General features: G+C 71.6%; 11 protein-coding genes. 4 read left to right on the forward strand and 7 right to left on the reverse strand.

Annotated features, from left to right (window positions below):
* The first annotated feature begins 31 nt into the window (after nucleotides 1–31).
* The 3 genes from glgP to ACFV9T_RS33975 all read left to right on the forward strand — a co-directional run bounded on the left by glgP (nucleotide 32) and on the right by ACFV9T_RS33975 (nucleotide 4,971).
* Nucleotides 32–2,656, forward strand: coding sequence for an alpha-glucan family phosphorylase (glgP, locus tag ACFV9T_RS33965; RefSeq protein ID WP_385446356.1), 2,625 nt, complete (start codon nucleotides 32–34; stop codon nucleotides 2,654–2,656).
* A gap of 130 nt (nucleotides 2,657–2,786) precedes the next feature.
* Nucleotides 2,787–4,340, forward strand: coding sequence for a phosphate ABC transporter substrate-binding protein (locus ACFV9T_RS33970; protein ID WP_385446357.1), 1,554 nt, complete (start codon nucleotides 2,787–2,789; stop codon nucleotides 4,338–4,340).
* A 94-nt stretch (nucleotides 4,341–4,434) separates the two neighbouring features.
* On the forward strand, nucleotides 4,435–4,971 hold the full coding sequence (locus tag ACFV9T_RS33975) for a suppressor of fused domain protein (protein WP_385446358.1): 537 nt from the start codon (nucleotides 4,435–4,437) through the stop codon (nucleotides 4,969–4,971).
* Between the two features lie 68 nt (nucleotides 4,972–5,039).
* Here the strand turns inward: ACFV9T_RS33975 and ACFV9T_RS33980 are convergent, their stop codons facing one another.
* The 3 genes from ACFV9T_RS33980 to ACFV9T_RS33990 form a co-directional block, all read right to left on the reverse strand.
* A complete protein-coding gene (locus ACFV9T_RS33980; RefSeq protein ID WP_385446359.1) occupies nucleotides 5,040–6,632 on the reverse strand; it encodes a M4 family metallopeptidase in 1,593 nt (530 codons plus the stop codon).
* Nucleotides 6,633–6,784: 152 nt separating this feature from the next.
* Nucleotides 6,785–8,425, reverse strand: a complete 1,641-nt coding sequence (locus ACFV9T_RS33985; RefSeq protein WP_385446366.1) for a M4 family metallopeptidase — start codon at nucleotides 8,423–8,425, stop codon at nucleotides 6,785–6,787.
* A gap of 292 nt (nucleotides 8,426–8,717) precedes the next feature.
* Nucleotides 8,718–10,946, reverse strand: a complete 2,229-nt coding sequence (locus ACFV9T_RS33990; protein ID WP_385446367.1) for a M4 family metallopeptidase — start codon at nucleotides 10,944–10,946, stop codon at nucleotides 8,718–8,720.
* Nucleotides 10,947–11,400: 454 nt separating this feature from the next.
* On the opposite strand from ACFV9T_RS33990, the gene ACFV9T_RS33995 reads away from it, so the two are divergent.
* A complete protein-coding gene (locus ACFV9T_RS33995; protein WP_385446360.1) occupies nucleotides 11,401–11,925 on the forward strand; it encodes a DinB family protein in 525 nt (174 codons plus the stop codon).
* Nucleotides 11,926–11,935: 10 nt separating this feature from the next.
* Here ACFV9T_RS33995 and ACFV9T_RS34000 read toward each other — a convergent pair whose 3' ends face one another.
* The 4 genes from ACFV9T_RS34000 to glgX form a co-directional block, all read right to left on the reverse strand.
* Entirely contained in the window at nucleotides 11,936–13,195 is a 1,260-nt protein-coding gene (locus ACFV9T_RS34000; protein WP_385446361.1) for a hypothetical protein, read from the reverse strand.
* Between the two features lie 71 nt (nucleotides 13,196–13,266).
* On the reverse strand, nucleotides 13,267–15,288 hold the full coding sequence (locus tag ACFV9T_RS34005) for an ABC transporter ATP-binding protein (RefSeq protein WP_385446362.1): 2,022 nt from the start codon (nucleotides 15,286–15,288) through the stop codon (nucleotides 13,267–13,269).
* On the reverse strand, nucleotides 15,285–17,135 hold the full coding sequence (locus ACFV9T_RS34010; protein WP_385446363.1) for an ABC transporter ATP-binding protein: 1,851 nt from the start codon (nucleotides 17,133–17,135) through the stop codon (nucleotides 15,285–15,287). Before ACFV9T_RS34010 ends, ACFV9T_RS34005 begins: the two co-directional genes overlap by 4 nt.
* A 34-nt stretch (nucleotides 17,136–17,169) precedes the next feature.
* Nucleotides 17,170–19,413, reverse strand: coding sequence for a glycogen debranching protein GlgX (glgX, locus tag ACFV9T_RS34015; protein ID WP_385446364.1), 2,244 nt, complete (start codon nucleotides 19,411–19,413; stop codon nucleotides 17,170–17,172).
* Between the last annotated feature and the right edge of the window lies 1 nt (nucleotide 19,414).

A 19,414-nucleotide genomic window follows, 5' to 3' on the forward strand; every position in this document is an offset into this window, starting at 1 on the left:
CGGGGGCGCGTCGGCCGCTACCGTCGAAGGTGTGAAGGCCATCCGTCGCTTCAGCGTGCGTCCCGTGCTCCCGGAACCCCTACGACCGCTCCACCGGCTGGCGCGCAATCTGCGCTGGTCGTGGCATCCCGAGACCCGCGAGCTGTTCGAGGCCATGGACCCCGAGGGCTGGCGGGAGTCCGGCGGCGACCCGGTGCGGCTGCTGAGCGCCGTCCCCGTCGCCCGCCTGGCGGAACTCGCCACGGACCGCGCCTTCCTGCGCCGCCTGGCCGCGGCAGCCGAGGACCTGGACGACTACCTGACCGGCCCCCGCTGGTACCAGGGCCGCACGGCGTCCCCGGACGAGCCGGTCCGTACGGATCACCCCGCCCTGCCCGCCGCCGTTGCCTACTTCTCGCCTGAGTTCGGCATCACCGCCGCCCTGCCCCAGTACTCCGGCGGTCTCGGCATCCTCGCCGGGGACCACCTCAAGGCCGCCAGCGACCTCGGCGTCCCCCTCATCGGTGTCGGACTGCTCTACCGCCACGGCTACTTCCGGCAGTCGCTCTCCCGCGAGGGCTGGCAGCAGGAGCAGTACCCCGTCCTCGACCCCAACGAGCTGCCCCTCTCGCTGCTCCACGAGCACCGCCCCGGCGCGGGCATCGGGCAGCCCGCCCGGGTCACCCTCGCGCTCCCCGGGGGCCGACCGCTGCACGCCCACATCTGGCAGGCCCAGGTCGGCCGGGTGCCGCTGCTGCTGCTCGACTCGGACGTGGAGGGCAACGGCCCCGGCGAGCGCGAGGTCACCGACCGGCTCTACGGCGGCGGCAGCGAACACCGGCTGCTGCAGGAGATGCTGCTCGGCATCGGCGGCGTGCGCGCGGTGCGCGCGTACTGCCGTATCACCGGGCACGCCGAGCCCGAGGTGTTCCACACCAACGAGGGACACGCCGGGTTCCTCGGTCTGGAGCGTATGCGTGAATACATGGAGACAGAGGGGAGCGCGGACTTCGAGGCCGCCCGGGAGACGGTCCGGGCGGGCACCGTCTTCACCACCCACACCCCCGTCCCCGCCGGGATCGACCGGTTCGACCGCGACCTGGTCGCCCGTCACTTCGGGGACGGCGGCGAACTGCCCGGCATCGGCACCGAGCGCGTCCTCGCCCTCGGCCGCGAGACCTATCCCGGCGGCGACCCCGGTGTCTTCAACATGGCCGTCATGGGGCTGCGGCTGGCCCAGCGCGCCAACGGGGTCTCCACCCTCCACGGCCAGGTCAGCCGTGAGATGTTCGCCGGGCTCTGGCCCGGCTTCGACGCCGACGAGGTGCCCATCACCTCCGTCACCAACGGCGTCCACGCGCCCACCTGGCGGGCCCCCGAGGTGACCCGGCTCGGCGCCCGCCAGTTCGGCCACCTCCCCGCCGGGGAGCTGTGGGAGCTGCGCCGCACCCTGCGCAAGCAGCTCGTCGCCGAAGTACGCCAGCGGCTGTACGCGTCGTGGCGGCAGCGCGGCGCGGGCACCGCAGAACTGGGCTGGATCGACTCCGTCCTCGACCCCGACGTGCTCACCATCGGCTTCGCCCGCCGCGTCCCCTCGTACAAGCGGCTCACCCTGATGCTCCGCGACCGCGACCGGCTCACCGAGCTGCTGCTGCACCCCGAGCGGCCGATCCAGATCGTCGTCGCGGGCAAGGCGCACCCGGCCGACGACGGCGGCAAGCGGCTCGTCCAGGAACTCGTCCGGTTCGCCGACGAGGCCAGGGTGCGGCACCGCCTCGTCTTCCTGCCCGACTACGGCATGGGCATGGCCCAGAAGCTCTACCCCGGCTGCGACGTCTGGCTCAACAACCCGCTGCGCCCGCTGGAGGCGTGCGGCACCAGCGGGATGAAGGCCGCGCTCAACGGCTGTCTCAACCTCTCCGTCCTCGACGGCTGGTGGGACGAGTGGTACGAGCCCGACTTCGGCTGGGCCATCCCCACCGCCGACGGCTCCGCCGTGGACGACGACCGCCGCGACGACCTGGAGGCGGCCGCCCTCTACGAGCTGCTGGAGACCCGGGTCGCACCGCAGTTCTACGACCGGGGCCCGGACGGACTCCCCGGCCACTGGATCGACATGGTGCGCCAGACCCTCACCACCCTCGCCCCCAAGGTGCTCGCGGGGCGCATGGTGCGCGAGTACGTCGAGCGGCTCTACGCCCCGGCCGCCCGCGCCCACCGCGCGCTGGACGCCGGGGCGGCTCATGAACTGTCCGCCTGGAAGGCCCAGGTCCGCGAGGCCTGGCCACAGGTGGCCGTCGACCACGTCGAGACGCGGATCACCCCGCCCGCCCCCGGCGGCGCCGCCGAACTCGGCTCCGCGCTCTCCCTCCGCGTCCAGGTCCGGCTCGGCGGCCTCGACACCGCCGATGTCGAGGTGCAGGCCGTAGCGGGCCGCGTGGACGACGGCGACCAGCTGACCGACACCACCGCCATCCCCCTCAAGCCCACCTCGGGCCCCGACGACGAGGGCCGCCACCTCTACGAAGGCCCCCTCGCCCTCGACCGCACGGGCCCCTTCGGCTACACCGTCCGCGTCCTCCCCGCCCACCCCCTGCTGGCCTCCCCGGCCGAACTCGGCCTCACCGCACTGCCGTCGGAATCCACCTCCGAGGTCGCGGGAGTCCTGATGCGCTGAACACCCTGTTCCCCGCCTCTTCGCTGAACGGACGACGAACAGTGCGGGATGTTTTGGCCACGGCCGCCCGATGTCCGTTTTGGGCTCGTACATTCACCCCCCAAGACATGTGTCTGACGGGGGAAAAGACATGGAGTGGCTGGAACAACTGCTGGCTCCGGAGAACCTGCTGGCGCTCCTCGGCGTCGTCGTCACGCTCGGCGGGCTGTCGTACGAACGGCTGATCCCGGGGCGGAAGCGCATCGGCTACCGCGTGCAGATGGACACGCTGATAGACGACACCGCCGAGGACGGGCTGATCCACCAGCGGCTGCGGATGCTGGAGAACAACCCGGATCTCGCCGGGGCCTCACTGGTGCTGCTGCGCATCGAGAACGACGGCTTCCGCAGCATCGACGCGGACGACTACTTCACCGCGCCGTCCACGGAACACCGCGGTCTCACCGCCACGTTCCCGAACCGGATCGTCCAGGACGTGGCGGTGACCGAGCCCAGCCATCCCGATCTGCTGCGCCATCTGCCGCAGAACGGCACCGAGGAGCGGCCCGGGCTGATCTGCGCGGGGAATGAGATCTCCCTGCCGAGGGTGCCGCTCAACAAGGGGGACCACTTCAAGCTGCTGGTGCTGCTGACCGGGGACGGCACCGACAAGCCGCCGCATGTGGGCGGGCGCATCAAGGAAGGCCGTATCCGGAACAACGAGAAGTTCCGGCGGCCCAGCAACCGGGTGCTGGGGCTCATCGGCAGTCTGCTGGCCCTGCTGATGTTCCAGTCGTTCGGCACCCAGTTGTGGCAGGACGACCCGCTGCCGCGCGGCTGCGCCGAGGGGGATCTGACGATCGTCGGCTCGACCGCGTTCAGCCCGGTGGCCCGGGACCTGGGCCGGGCGTACGGGAGCGACTGCCGGGACGCCCGGGTCCAGGTGCGGGCCGAGGGCAGCGGGCGCGGTACGGGCACGCTGCGCGAGGCGGGCGAGACGGCGAAGGGCGTGTTCCCTCCGTACGTCGCCTTCTCCGACGGCCCGGACGGGGAGGACGATCCGAAGCTGAAGGAGCATCTGGTGGCGCTGTCCGTCTTCACCCTGGTGGTGAACAAGGACGTCCGGCTGCCGGATCTCTCGCTCGCGGAGCTGCGCGGGCTCTACGCGGGCCGGATCACCAACTGGAAGCAGCTGCCCGGCGGCCCCGATCTGCCGGTGCGGCTGGTGAGCCGGGACGCGAAGTCGGGGACGCGCGGGGTGTTCGAGGGCCGGGTGCTGGGCGACAACGAGATCTCCCGGACCTCCGACAACTGCCGCACCCCCAACTTCGCCCGGGACACGGTGGTGCGCTGTGAACTCGACAGCACCCAGGAGGTCCTGAAGACCGTGGCCCGCATCCCGGGCGCGATCGGCTACGCCGAACTGCGGTCCGCCGAGGGCAGCGTCGCCGGGGGCGCCGTCAAGCTGCCGAAGCTGGACGGGCAGGCGCCCTCCATCGAGACGGTGCGGACGCGGACGTACCCCTTCTGGGAGCCCGAGTACGCGTACACCTACGGACGGCCGCCCGCCAACTCCCTGACGTCGAAGTTCCTCGACTATCTGGCGGGTGACACCGGACGGAACCTGATCGAGACCCATGGCCATCTGCCGTGTTCCGTCCCGGAGAACCAGGAAGCCTGCCGACTGGCCGCCGGGCCCCGCTAACTCCTGATGCACGTGCAGAAGGTCGTGCAACCGCACGGTCGGCCGTATCGTCCTGCACACCGAGACGCAACACGTGCGACGAAAGCGAACACGGATGACAGCGGACGACGGGTTTCTGGGCCATCTCGAACAGCACCTCGGAACCATCCGGCACATCGCATCGGGCCACTCCGACCTGGTCGAGTTCCATCAGCCGGATCCCGGGATCAGCACGGTGATCACCAATGGGCTGCGCTTCCAGTCCCTGACCGCGACGCGCCCGCAGGAGCTGGTGTGCAGTCTGTGGGAGGGGCAGCGGGACATCGCCCGCTACTTCGTCGACAGCATGGCCGGTGTGCTGCTGGAGCAGGGCCGCGGGCTGGAGTACGGGGCGGTCGTGGTGAACGACCGGCCGGTCCTGGAGGGCACGGAGATGCACGGCGTGCTCGCGCACCCGAGTCCGTACTTCGGAAGCGACTTCGACCTGTTCCCCGGCGCGTCGGGGGAGCCCGGGGTGCAGATCATCACGCTGATGCCGGTGACGGCGCCCGAGGCCGCCCTGGTCGAGGAGGAGGACGCCGACGAGCTGTTCGAACGGTTCTGGGCGAAGCGGCCCAATCTGCTGGACGTCACGCGCCCTTCGGCCGTCTGACACGGCATCGGCTGGGCGGGCCACGGGACCCGCCCAGCCGTTCATCACCTCAGGGCATCAGTCAGGGACTACTTGACGTTCACGCCGCCCCAGGCGTTGTTGACCGCCTTGTACTCGGTGCTGTTCGCGCCGTACAGCTTCTTCGCGGCGTTGAGCGTCGCGGTGCGCGCCTTGGCGTAGTTGGTGGTCGAGGTCATGTACGCGGTCAGGGCCTTGTACCAGATCTTCTCGGCCTTGGCCCGCCCGATGCCCTTGACGACCCGGCCGTCCTTGGTCGGGCTGTTGTACGTGACACCGTTGATCACCTTCTTGCCGCTGCCCTCGGCCAGCAGGTAGAAGAAGTGGTTGGCGATGCCGGAGGTGAAGTGCGGGTCGTCCTCGCCGACGCCGCTCTTCCAGTAGTCGTAGGACAGGCCGTCCTTGCTGGGCTTGTCCATGTAGCGCAGCGGGGTGCCGTCGCCGTTGATGTCGATCTTCTCGCCGATGAGGTAGTCGCCCTTGTCCTTGGCGTTCTTGGCGTAGAACTCGACGGCGGTGCCGAAGATGTCGGAGGTGGCCTCGTTGAGGCCGCCCGACTCGCCGCTGTACTCCAGGTTGGCGGTGGCCGAGGTGAGGCCGTGGCTCATCTCGTGGCCCGCGACGTCGAGCGAGGTGAGCGGCTTCTTGTTGCCCGCGCCATCGCCGTACGTCATGCAGAAGCAGGCGTCGTCCCAGAAGGCGTTCTGGTACGCGTCACCGAAGTGGACGCGGGAGAACGCGGCCTTGCCGTTGTTCTTGATGCCGTTCCGGCCGAGGACCTTCTTGTAGTAGTCCCAGGTCACGGCGGCGCCGTAGTGGGCGTCCACGGCGGCGGTCTGCGCGATGGTGGGCTTGCCGTTGCCCCAGACGTTGTTGGGGTCGTAGAACGCCGACCCCTTCTTGGTGTCGTCCCACGAGCGCTTGGCGTTGTACGTCTGGTGGCCGCCGCGCGCCTTGTCCTTCAGCAGCCACTGCTTGCCGCTCTTGACCGAGCCGACGGTGACCTTGCCGTTGTGCTGGCCGGTTCCGGTGCCGTTCTTGATGTCCTGGAACTCGTAGAGCTTCTTGCCGCTGTCGGCGTCCGTGATGACGTGCATCCGGCTCGGCGTGCCGTCCTTCTGGGCGCCGCCGATGACGGTCTCGTACGCGAGGACGGGCTTGCCGGAGGCGGCCCAGATCACCTTGCGCGGGGCGCGCTCGGTGGCGGCGCCCTTCACGTCGGCGGCCTTCGCGGCGGCCAGGGCGGTGCGCTGGGCGCCGGAGGCGGCGAAGGCGGCGCGGGTGTCGGCGACCTTGATGTCGGCGTCCGTCGCCTTGGTGACGCCGTCCTCGGCGCCGCTCGGCGTCTCGTGGACGATCAGGTCGCCGCCGAGGACGGGGAGCCCGTCGTAGGTGCGCTCGTAGCGGGTGTGGGTCGAGCCGTCGGCGTCCTTGATGACATCACGGACGATCAGCTTCTCCTTGCCGCCCAGCCCGAGGGACTTCGCGGTGGAGGGCTCCGGAGTGGCCGCGCCCGCGGGGGCCGCGGTGGCACCGGCGGCGAGCAGGGAGGCGGCCAGGGTCGCCGCTCCTGCGGCGAGGGCGGTACGCGAGCGTCTGTGACGGGCTATGCCGGATATGGCAGACGTCGAGCGTGAATCCACGCGTATCTCCTGTTGTGAAAGGAAGTTGACCGACGTATCGGTCAACCCGGCAAAGATGTGTCTTTGCTGTGAAGAAAACATACCGGTGCCCGGGGACAAACCCCGGGCACCGGCCGCATGTTGTGCGTTACGCATCGGTAACGCCCTTGGTTCTACTTGACGTTGACTCCGGCCCAGGCGGCGGCGACGCCCTTGGACTCGGCGCTGTCGTCCCCATAGAGGTCGTTCGAGGCCTTCAGGGTTGCCTCACGCGCCGCCTTGTAGTCCGTGGTGGAGGTCATGTACGTGGTCAGGGCCTTGAACCAGATCTTCTCGGCCTTGTCCCGCCCGATGCCCTCGACCTTCTTGCCGTCGGAGGTCGGGCTGTCGTACTTGACGCCGTCGATCTCCTTCGCGCCGCTGCCCTCGGACAGCAGGTAGAAGAAGTGGTTGGCCACGCCGGAGGAGTAGTGGACGTCGAGGTCGCCGACCTTCTCGGACCACTCGTCCGCGGACTGGCCGTCCTTGCTGGGCTTGTCCATGTAGCGCAGCGGGGTGCCGTCGCCGTTGATGTCGATCTCTTCGCCGACGAGGTAGTCGCCCTTGTCCTCGGCGTTCTTCGCGTTGAACTCGACGGAGCTGCCGAAGATGTCGGAGGTGGCCTCGTTGAGGCCGCCGGACTCGCCGCTGTACTCCAGGCCCGCGGTCTTGGAGGTGACGCCGTGGGTCATCTCGTGCGCCGCGACGTCGAGGGCGGTCAGCGGGGCCTTGTTGCCCTCGCCGTCCCCGTACGTCATGCAGAAGCAGGAGTCTTCCCAGAACGCGTTGACGTAGCTGTCGCCGTAGTGGACGCGGGACGTGGCGGCCTTGCCGTCGCCGCCGATGCCGCTGCGGCCGTGCACGTTCTTGTAGTAGTCCCAGGTGGTGGCGGCACCGTAGTGGGCGTCCACGGCGGCGGTCTGCGGGTCGTCGCCCTTGCCGTTGCCCCAGGCGTCGTCCTCGTCGGTGAACGCCTTGCCCTCGCCGTCCTCCTTGTTCTCCAGGTTGACGGTCTTGTGGCCGCCCCGGTCGCCGTCGGTGAGAGTGAAGCCGCTGCCCTCCTTGGAGGTGCCCAGCTCCACCTTGCCGCTGTACTGGCTCTCGCCGCTGCCGGTTTCGACGCCCTGGCGCTCGTAGAGCTTCTTGCCGGTGGCGGCGTCGGTGATGACGTGCAGCTCGTTCGGGGTGCCGTCCTTCTGGACGCCGCCGACGACGGTCTCGTACGCCAGGACCGGCTTGCCGTCCGCGGCCCAGATCACCTTGCGCGGGGTCTGCGCCTTCGCGTCCTTGCTGTCGTCCGCCTGGGCGGCCTTCACCGCGGTCCGGGCCGCGCCGCTCGGGGCGGCCTCGGCCTTGGTGGTGGCGACCTTGACGGTGGCCTTGGTGGCCTTGCTGACGCTGTTCACCTTGCCGCTTCTGGCCTGGTGGACCACCAGGTCGCCGCCGAGGACGGGGAGTCCGTCGTAGGTGCGGTCGTAGCGGGTGTGGGTGGTGCCGTCGGCGTCCTTGATGACGTCCTTGACGACCAGCTTCTCCTTGGCGCCGAGGCCGATGGACTTCGCCGTCTCGGCCTTGGTGGCGTTCGCGTCGCGGAGCAGCTCGGCGCGGGCGGACGCGGTGAGCTTCGCGGGCAGCGCGCCCGCCCTGGCGTCCGCGTCGGCCGGTGCGGCACCGGCCGAGCCGGTGGTCAGCCCGGTGGCCAGCAGCGCCGCGGTGGCGACGGCGGCCCCGGCGGCGATCGCCGAACGGCGCTTTCCGCCACCGGATATGGGCATGCTGAAGGTCTTGCTCACGCTAACTCCCTCGTTGCTGTGGGGGGTCAGTACCGGGCAGCGGCAAGCCGCGGCACGGCACCGAACAAGAGGTACTGGTGCGTAATGCGTGGGCAGACTGTCATACAAGCCGCAGACATGTCACGGGTTTCCTGGCGGGTCCAGGAGAATTTGTTCATGGAAACGCACAGGGAAACGCGGGGACACACATGGGAGACGCCGCCAGGAGGAGTCGGGTCACCCCTGGCGGCGTCTGGTTCTATGTGGCGTTGCTGTTAAAGCTGCTGACGAGGCGTCAGAAAGTCAGCTTCCAGCCGTTGATGGTGCCGGAGTCCGACGCGTAGACGTCCTGGACCTTGAGGTTCCACGTGCCGACCGCCGTCTCGGACGAGGCGTCCACGGTGTACGTGGCCTTCACGTCGTCGCCCGAGTCGAAGATGCTGGAGCCCTTGAGCCGGTAGGCCGTACCGTCCGGGGCGACGAGGTCGATCACCAGGTCACCGCGGTAGCTGTGGGTGATGTCCACCGTCACCTGGAGGGCGGACGGGGCGTTCCCGGCGCGGCTCACGGTGATCGGTGAGCTGACCGCGCTGCCGCCGTCCGGAATGGCGACGTCCGTGGTGCTCTCGAAGACGTTGCCGCCGGTGGTGTTGACGGTCCAGGTGAACGACGCGGTGCCGGTCTCGCCCGTCGCGTCGGTCACCGTCACGGTCACCGCGCTGGAGCCCTCGGTGGCCGGGGTGCCGGAGATGACGCCGGTGGCGGAGTCGAGGGACAGGCCCTCGGGCAGCCCGGTGGCCGTGTAGCTCAGCGCGCCCGCGTTGGAGCTGGTGGCCTTGATCTGCAGGCTGGTGGCCTGGCCGACGATGCTGGTCTGGTCGCCGGGCGGGGTGACGCTGACGCCGTCCACGATCCGGGCGCCGACGTTGACCCCGGCCCAGGCGTTCGCCACCGCGTTGTACTGGGCGCTGCCCTGGCCGTACAGCTCGCCCGCCGCCCACAGCGTCGCCTCGCGCGCGGCGGCGTAGTTGGTGCTGGACGTCATGCGCTGGCTGAGCGCCTTGAACCACACCTTCTCGGCGGCGTCCCGGCCGATGCCGGTGACCGGCAGCCCGTCGGAGGTCGGGCTGTTGTAGCTGACGCCGTTGATGACCTTGGCGCCGCTGCCCTCGGAGAGCAGGTAGAAGAAGTGGTTGGCGACCCCGGACGAGTAGTGCACGTCCACGTTGCCGACGCCCGAGTACCAGTTGTCCTTGGACGCGCCGTCCTTGCTGGGCTTGTCCATGTAGCGCAGCGGGGTGCCGTTGCCGTTGATGTCGATCTTCTCGCCGACGAGGTAGTCGCCGACGTCGTTCGCGTTGTCCGCGTAGAACTCGACGGCCGCGGCGAAGATGTCGGAGGTGGCCTCGTTGAGGCCGCCGGACTCACCGCTGTAGACCAGCTTGGCGGTGGCGGCGGTGACGCCGTGGCTCATCTCGTGCGCCGCCACGTCGATCGAGGTCAGCGGCTTGGCGTTGCCCGAGCCGTCGCCGTACGTCATGCAGAAGCAGGAGTCCTGCCAGAAGGCGTTGACGTAGTTGCTGCTGTAGTGGACCCGGGAGTACGCGCCGACGCCGTCGCCCCGGATGCCGCTGCGGCCGTGCACGTTCTTGTAGTAGTCCCAGGTCTCGGCGGCGCCGTAGTGGGCGTCGACCCCGGCGGTGGCGAGGTCGGCGGGGGCGCCGGTGCCCCACACGTCGTCGGCGTCGGTGAACAGGGTGCCGGTGCCCGAGGTGCCGCGGTTCAGGTTGTACGTCTTGTGGCTGCCGCGCTCGGTGTCGGTCAGGCTGTACGAGCCCGCGCTGCCCGAGGTGCCGAGCGGGACCTGCCCGCTGTACTGGCTGTTGCCGGTGCCGTTCTTGACGCCCTGGTACTGGAACAGCTTCTTGCCCGTGGCCGCGTCGCTGATGACGTGCAGCTCGTTGGGCGTGCCGTCCTCCTGGAGGCCGCCGACGACGGTCTCGTACGCGAGCGTCGGCGTGCCGTTCGCCGCCCAGATCACCTTGCGCGGCGCCCGGTCGGCCTCGGTCTTCCGCGAGCCCTCCGCCTTCGCCGCCGTCACGGCGGCCTTCTCGGCGGTGGCGGGCTTGACGGCGGCGGTGGTCGTCGCGACCGTCAGCCTGGCCTTGGTGGCCTTCGCGACGGTCTCCACCGCGCCGCCCTTGGCGCGGTCCACGACCAGATCGCCGCCGAGGACGGGCAGCCCGGCGTACGTGCGCTCGTAGCGGGTGTGGGTGGAGCCGTCGGCGTCCTTGATGACGTCCCTGACGACCAGCTTCTCCTTCGCGCCCAGGCCCAGCGTCTTCGCGGTGATGGCCTTGGCGGAGGCGGTGTCGGCGGCGCGGATCAGCGCGGTACGGGCGGCGGGCGACAGCGGCGCGGGCAGCGCGCCGGGCCGGGCCTTGGCGGCCATCGTGCCGCCCGCCCTGGCCGCAGCCGATTCGCCTGCGGTGGCGGGACCGGTCTGCACACCGACGACGATCATCGCGGCGGCAGCCACCAGAGCGCCGGTCACGGCGGCGCGCCGATGGGGTCTGTTGGGTCTGAGATGCCGTTGGGGGAAGGGGCTCACGCTGACTCCTTCTGCGCTGGCCGCGCGCTGGCACGGCCGTCCGGGCAGGACATGGCGGAGCAGGTGGTACGCGTTCCACTGGCGTTACCGGGTTCGCCCCGCCGCAGACGAACGACGAGCCGAGGCCGCGGCGCGACCAGGGGGGTCGTGGGGGGAAGGTTGGGGGGTGGCCCGAGGTGGTGAACGAGCTGGGGCGTTGCCGCACCTCGGTCGAGGGAAGAGTGCCATCATTGGACTCGACCTGTCAGGAGCGCGACAACAAGTTGACCGGAAAGCGTCCGTTGACACGTGTGCTGTATCCGCATACCGGATGCGGCAGTTCAGTCCGAGCCATGGGCCTGTCCGTGCCGCCTCGTACCCTCCTCGCATGACCCGACCCGCACATCCCATGGATGAGCCGCCCCCGTCCCTCGCCGACCCCCGCGAAATGCTCGACGCCTACCTCGACTACTACCGGGCCGTGGTGCTGCGGAAGCTCGACGGGCTCTCCGAGGCCGAGCTGCGCACCAGCCGATTGCCCTCGGGCTGGACCCCGCTGGAGCTGCTCCGCCACCTGACCTTCGTCGAACGGCGCTGGCTGCGCTGGGGCTTCTTCGGGGAGCCGGTGGACGCCCCCTGGGGCGACCGAGGCCCCGACGACCGCTGGCAGGTGCCCGACGACCTCGCGGCCGCCGAGGTCCGGGCGCGGTTCGAGGAGCAGTGCGCGTGGTCGCGGTCCGCGATCGCGGGCGTACCCCTGGAGCAGCGGGCCCGCACCGGTGGCCGGTTCGCCGCCGACGCCGACGCACCCGCCCTGGGCTGGATCCTCTTCCACCTGCTCCAGGAGTACGCTCGCCACGCCGGACAGCTCGACGTCGTACGGGAGTTGGCGGACGGCGCGGTCGGGGAGTGACCCCGGGCGGTCAGTCCTCCGTGGCGCCCAGCAGCTGCTGTCGCCAGCGCCAGGCGAGGGTCAGGCAGGCTCGTCCGGCGGGCAGGGTTTCCTCGTGGGCCGCGTAGCCCAGCACGTTGTCCTCGGTGAAGGGGATGCCGCGGTAGCCCTCCTGGGCTCGGGTGCCCACGACGAGGACGCCTTCCTCGTTGCGGTCGCCCATCGCCGCGAAGATCTCGTCGAACGCGGCGGCGTCCCAGACGCAGACCAGGCAGAACTCGGGCTTCCAGGTCAGCGGGTCGAGACCCAGCCCGAGGAACCGCACCCGGACCTGGCCGGTGCGCAGCGCCTCCTCGAAGCGGGCGTACGGCGTGTCGTGCGCGTAGTCGAGGGTGACGCCGCCGCTGCCGGTGGCGTCGGGGGCGCCCAGGAACTCCTCGGCGTACTCGCGCATCGTGGTCCGCCACAGGTCCAGATCGGACTGCCAGACCGGCAGCACGTCCGCGTGCGGCTGGAACTCCCCGGCCGGGGCCACATGCGTGGTGTCCATGGCCACCGCGACCTTCCCGGCCTCGCGGCGGTGCAGGAAGAAGTACGGGTCGTCGCCCTCGACCCGTATCGTCAGGGCGCTCACCCCGGGCAGCGCGGAGCGCCGGTCCAGCGCGAAGGGGTCGGCCAGCGCCCGGCGGTACGGACCGCCGAGCGGCCTGGCCCCGGGCCCGCCCGCCCTGAGGTGGCGCAGGGCCTCCTCGTAGGCGAGCGATTCGGTGGTGTCGAGGCCGTCGAAGTAGCGGCCGAGCGTGAAGTCGAGGGCGAGCCCTTCCCCGGGCCGGTCCACGGGCGGCGACACGTCGAGCAGACGGTACGAGGGGCCGTTGAACCACACCCCGGGCCGGTCCAGCGCCTCGATCGCGGCCGCGTAACTCTCCAGGCGGCGGCCCCCGGTGTCGCGGGGCCAGTACCGCAGCAGCTCCTTGCGCCGGACGTCCGGCCGCTCCCGTGGCCGCGCCTCCCGCAGCGTCATGCGGACCGCGTCCAGCGGAAGCGGCCGGTCCGGAACCCAGCCGGGGCGGGTGAGCAGGGCCAGTTCCCCGTCCGCCCGGTGCTCCGCCTGCCGGGCCACGCACAGGGCGGTCAACTGGGCGCGCTCCGCCTTGAGATGGCGCCGCGCCCCCGTGAACTGCGCGGTGCCGCGCTCCCGGCTCGCCAGCCGCTGTGGCGCCCAGGCCAGCGCGGCGGCCACGATCGCCACCAGCAGTCCGACGGCACCGATCGCGGTCTCCAGCTCCATCGGCTGTCCCTCCCCGTCTCCCCGTAGACCGGGCCATTCAAGCAGCTCAGCGCCCGCAGCTCAGTGCCGTGTCATACGAGGCTGTCCCGCCATGCCTGGTGCAGTGCCGCGAAGCGGCCCTCGCCCGCTATGAGGGCGGCGGGGGTGCCGTCTTCGACGATGCGGCCGTCGGCCATGACCAGGACGCGGTCGGCGATCTCCACCGTGGAGAGGCGGTGGGCGATGACGACGGCGGTGCGGCCGCGCAGGACCGTGTCCATGGCGCGCTGGACGGCGCGTTCGCCCGGGATGTCGAGGGAGGACGTGGCCTCGTCGAGGATGAGGACGGCCGGGTCGGCGAGCAGGGCGCGGGCGAAGGCGACCAGTTGGCGCTGGCCCGCCGAGATGCGGCCGCCGCGCTTGCGGACATCGGTGTCGTAGCCGTCGGGCAGGGCGGCGATGAAGTCGTGCGCGCCGATGGCCTTGGCGGCCTGTTCGATCTCGGTACGGGTGGCGTCGGGGCGGCCGATGGATATGTTGTCGGCGACCGTGCCCGAGAACAGGAACGCCTCCTGGGTCACCATGACCACCCCGCGCCGCAGATCGGGCGTGTCCAGGTCGCGCAGGTCGACGCCGTCGAGCAGCACCCGGCCCTCGGTGGGGTCGTAGAAGCGGGCGAGCAGCTTGGCGAGGGTGGACTTGCCCGCGCCGGTCGCGCCGACCACCGCGACCGTCTGCCCGGCGGGCAGGGTGAGGTCGAAGCGGGGCAGCACCTCGCCGCCGGTGCGGTACGCGAAGCGCACCCCGTCGAAGACGACTTCGCGGCCGGGCTCCCGCGTGGGGCGCGGCGGCAGGGGGCGCGGGTCGGCCGGTTCGGGGACGGACGGGCGCTGCGCCAGCAGGCCCGCGATCTTCTCCAGAGAGGCGGCCGCGGACTGGTACGAGTTGAGGAACATCCCCATGCGGTCGATCGGGTCGTACAGCCTGCGCAGATACAGCGCGGCCGCGGCCAGCACGCCCAGCTCCAGATCGCCCGAGGCGACCCGGTAGGCACCCCACAGCACGATGGCGGCGACCGCCGTGTTCGCGGTCAGCCGGGAGCCGACCACATAGCGGGCCATCTCCAGGATCGCGGTCCCGTTGATCTGCTGGTGGCGGCCGTTCAGCTCGTCGAAGCGGGCGTCGTTGGCGCGCTCGCGGCGGAAGGCCTGCACCGGGCGGATGCCGTTCATGGTCTCGGTGAACGCCACGATGACGGAGGCGGTGGCCGTGGACCGCTTGCGGTAGACGCGCATCGACCGGCGCTGGAAGGAGCGGATGAGCAGATACAGCGGCCAGAAGGAGAGCACGGCCGCGCCGCCGAGCCCCCAGTCCAGGTACAGCAGGGTCGCGGCGATGTAGACGACGGACAGCGCGATGCCGAGCAGCTCCTCCAGCCCCTCGCTGAGCAGCTCCCGCAGCGATTCGACGTCCGTCGTGGCGCGGGAGATGAGCCGCCCTGAGGTGTACCGCTCGTGGAAGTCCACGCTGAGGGCCTGGGCATGGCGGTAGATCCGCCCCCGCAGGTCCAGCAGCACGTCCTGGCTGATGCGGGCGGAGGCGCGGATGAACGCGAACTGGAGGGTGCCGGAGGCGAGCGCGCAGCCCGCGTAGCTCGCCCCGACGGCGATGAGCGGGCCGTTGTCGCCGTCCCGGAAGGCGGGCACCGCGCGGTCGATGGCGAACGCGACGAGCAGCGGGCCTGCCTGCACCGCGGCCTGTTGCAGCAGCAGGAGGACGGCTGCGAGCCAGACGCGGGTGTGGCGCGGGGCGAGCAGTGAGCGCAGCAGGGTGAGGGAGGCGCCCTTGGGGGCGGGCAGCACGTCCTGGTCGAAGGCGTCCTCGGCTGCGGCGGGCTTTTCCTCACCCCGCCCCTTCCCGTAACCGGGGCTCCGCCCCGGACCCCGCCGGGCCCGCCCGGTGTCCCGGGCGGCCTCGGCGTCCCCAGTGCGCCCGGTGTGCCCGGCGGCCTCGGCTTGTCCGGCGTCCCCGGTGGCCGCGCGCTCTCCGGTGTCCCGGGTGGCCTCGGCGTCCCCGGTGCGCCTGGTGGCCCCGGCGTCCTCGGCCGTCGTCATGGGGCGTCCTTCCCGTCGTCGTCTTCGCTGCCGCCGTCGTCGCCTTCCTGCCCCGACATCAGCGCCCGGTACGCCGGGTTGTCCCGCAGCAGTTGGTGGTGGGTGCCGACGGCGGCGATACGGCCGTCCTCCAGCAGCGCCACCCGGTCGGCGAGCAGCACGGTCGACGGCCGGTGCGCGACGACCAGCGCGGTCGTCGTCGCGAGGACCTGCCGCAGCGCGGCCTCCACCCGCGCCTCGGTGTGCACGTCCAGCGCGGACAGCGGGTCGTCCAGCACCAGGAAGCGCGGGGCGCCGACGACCGCGCGGGCCAGGGCGAGGCGTTGGCGCTGGCCGCCGGACAGGCTCAGGCCCTGCTCGCCCACCTCGGTGTCGGTACCGCGCGGCAGGGCGTGCACGAACTCCGCCTGCGCCACCTCCAGGGCCCGCGTCAGCGCGGCCCGGTCCGCGCCGTCCGCGCCCATCAGTACGTTCTCCCCGGCCGTCGCCGAGAACAGCGTGGGCTCCTCGAAGGCGACGGCGACCAGGGCGCGCACCTCGTCGCGGGGGAGTGCGGTGATGTCCCGCCCGTCGAGGGTGATCCGTCCGCGCGTCACCTCGTGCAGCCGTGGCACGAGCGCGGTCAGCGTGGTCTTCCCGGAGCCCGTCGCCCCGACGAGCGCCATGGTCTCGCCGGGCCGGATGTGCAGGTCAACGCCGCGCAGCACGGGCGGGGCGTCCGGGGGAGTGTCGCCGTAGCGGAACTCCACCCCCTCGAACCGCAGTCCGCCCTCACCGCGCTGCCGGGGTACGACAGACGCGGGCCGGTCCGCAGCGTCCGCCGCGTCCGCCGGAGTGGCGTCCATGACCTCGAAGAACCGGTCGGTGGCCGTCGCCGAGTCCTGGCTGAGCGCCAGCAGGAAGCCCAGGGACTCCACCGGCCAGCGCAGCGCCAGGGCCGTGGACAGGAAGGCGACGAGCGTGCCCGCCGAGAGGTCGCCGTCGGCGACCTGGATGGTGCCGAGGATCAGGGCCGCGCCGATCGCCAGTTCCGGCAGGGTCATGATCAGCGCCCAGATGGTGGCCAGCAGCTTCGCCTTGCGCAGCTCGGTGGCCCGTACCCGCTCCGACAGGGCCCGGAAGGCGCGGGCCTGGCTGCGGTGGCGGCCGAAGCCCTTGACGATCCGGATGCCGAGCACGCCCTCCTCGACGACCGTCGTCAGATCCCCGGTCTGGTCCTGGACCGTGCGGGCCACGCCCGCGTACCGCGTCTCGAACAGCGAGCAGAAGATCATCAGCGGCACGGCCGGGATCAGCAGCACCAGCCCCAGCGTCCACTGCTGCGCCAGCAGGATCGCGAAGCCGACCAGGATGGTGACCCCGTTGACCACCAGGAAGGTCAGCGGGAAGGCCAGGAACAGCCGCAGCAGCATCAGATCGGTCGTGGCCCGCGACAGCAGCTGGCCCGAGGCCCAGCGGTCGTGGAAGGAGACCGGCAGCCGCTGCAGATGGCGATAGAGAGAGGCGCGCATCGACGCCTCGACGGACGCCAGCGGCCGCGCCACCAGCCACCGCCGCAGCCCGAACAGCCCCGCCTCGGCCACTCCGAGGGCGAGCAGCAGCGCGCCGCCCAGCCACACCCCGGACGGGTCGCGGTCGGCGACCGGCCCGTCCACCATCCACTTGAGGACCAGCGGGATGACGAGACCCAGGCAGGAGGCGACGACCGCCACCCCCGCCGCCGTGAAGAACCGGGCCCGCACCGGGCGCACATAGGGCCACAGCCGCAGCAGGGAGCGCGTGGTGGAGCGGTGCCGCGGGGCGGCTCCGCTCTCCGGGTCCCGGGGTGGTGTCGTTGTCACAGCCATCAGTGGCGAGACTACGTTCCGCCACCGACAGCGCTCACTCGGATATTTGTCGTAGGTCCGCCTGGAGGTCTACGGCGGTCAGGGCGCGCAGCAGCAGTACGGAGCGCTCGGGTAGCTCGACTGGCGCGCCCGCCGGATAACGCGCTCCCGGCGGAGCCTCCTGGTCCTCGCGCGAGGTGTCCAGCAGGAGTTCGTAGCCCGCCGCCCACGGCGGCCCCGGCAGGACGAACGGCACCGGCCCGGCGCCCGCGTGGAGCAGCATCAGGAAGCTGTCGTCGGTGACCGGCACGCCCCGCGCGTCCCGCTGCGGCAGGTCGCGGCCGGAGAGGTGGACGCCGAGGGCGGTCGTCGGCGCGTACCAGTCGGATTCCGTCATCTCCTCGCCGCGCGGCGTGAACCAGGCGAGGTCGCGCACCCCGTCCGGAGGCCGGGCGCGGCCGGAGAAGAACGCGGTCGGCCGCAGCACCGGATGGGCGCGGCGCAGCCGGATCAGCCGGGCGGTGAGGTCGGTGAGCGCCTGCCAGCCGGGGTCGTCCAGCAGCGACCAGTCGACCCAGCCGGTCGCGTTGTCCTGGCAGTAGGCGTTGTTGTTGCCGCCCTGGGTGCGGCCCATCTCGTCGCCCGCGACGAGCATCGGGACGCCGGTGGACAGCAGCAGCGTGGCGAGCAGCCCGCGCAGCCTGCGGCGGCGCAGGGCGAGGATGTCCGGGTCGTCGGTCTCGCCCTCGGCGCCGCTGTTCCAGGAGCGGTTGTCCTGGGTGCCGTCGCGGTTGCCCTCGCCATTGTCCTCGTTGTGCTTGCGCTCGTAACTCACCAGGTCGCGCAGGGTGAAGCCGTCGTGCGCGGTGATGAAGTTGACCGAGGCGCACGGTCCGCGCCCGCCGTGTCCGTACAGGTCGCTGGAGCCGGAGAGCCGGTAGCCGAGGTCGCGCGCATCGGGCAGCGCGCCGCGCCAGAAGTCCCGTACGGCATCGCGGTAGCGGTCGTTCCACTCGGCCCACAGCGGCGGGAACGCGCCCACTTGATAGCCGCCGGAGCCCACGTCCCAGGGCTCGGCGATCAGCTTGACGCGGCGCAGCACCGGATCCTGGGCGATCACGGCGAGGAACGGGGACAGCATGTCGACCCCCGCGCCGCCGCCGTGCGCGGAGCGGGCCAGCGCAGCTGCCAGGTCGAAGCGGAAGCCGTCCACGCCCATCTCGGTGACCCAGTAGCGCAGCGAGTCGGTGATCAGCCGGAGTACGTGCGGCTGACCGGTCTGGAGGGTGTTGCCGCAGCCGGTGAAGTCGGCGTAGCGGCGCGGGTCCTGCTGGAGCCGGTAGTAGCCCCGGTTGTCGATGCCGCGCAGCGACAGGGTCGGGCCCAGCTCGCCCGCCTCGGCGGTGTGGTTGTAGACGACGTCGAGGATCACCTCGATCCCGGCGGCGTGCAGTCCGCGCACCATCCGCCGGAACTCGCCCACCTGCTGGCCCCGGGTGCCGGTGGCCGCGTATCCGGCGTGCGGCGCGAAGTAGCCGATGGAGTTGTAGCCCCAGTAGTTGCGCAGGTTCCGCCGCAGCAGATGGTCCTCGTGCGCGAACTGGTGCACCGGCAGCAGCTCCACCGCCGTCACCCCGAGCCGGGTCAGGTGCTCGATCGCGGCGGGGTGCGCGAGCCCGGCGTACGTGCCGCGCAGCTCGGGCGGGACGCCGGGGTGGCGCATGGTGAAGCCGCGCACATGGAGTTCGTAGATCACCGACTCGGCCCAGGGGGTCCCGGGACGGCGGTCGTCGGCCGGTCCGTCGTCGCCCACGACCACGCCCTTGGGGACGTACGGGGCCGAGTCGCGCTCGTCCCGCACGGTGTCGGCGACGTGCTGCTGCGGCCAGTCCCGTACGTGGCCGTAGACCTCGGCGGGCAGCGGGCCGCCGGGCGGGCCGAAGTCGCCGTCCACGGCGCGCGCGTAGGGGTCCAGCAGCAGCTTGGCCGGGTTCCAGCGGGCGCCGGTCCACGGGTCCCAGCGGCCGTGCACGCGGTAGCCGTAGCGCCGCCCCGGCAGCACCCCGGGGACGAAGCCGTGCCAGACCTCGTGGGTCTGCTCGGCCAGCTGGTGGCGGGTCTCGGTGCCGTCGTCGTCGAACAGGCACAGCTCGACGGCCTCCGCCCCGCCCGCCCACAGCGCGAAGTTGGTGCCGGGCACACCGCCGGGCCCGGGGCGCACGCGCGCGCCGAGCGGCTGCGGGACGCCCGGCCACGCGGCGGGTCCGGCCACGGGGGCGCCGCCGCGCGGGGCGGGCAGC

Origin of the sequence: Streptomyces sp. NPDC059850 (assembly GCF_042731515.1) — a bacterium.
Taxonomy (GTDB): Bacteria; Actinomycetota; Actinomycetes; order Streptomycetales; family Streptomycetaceae; genus Streptomyces.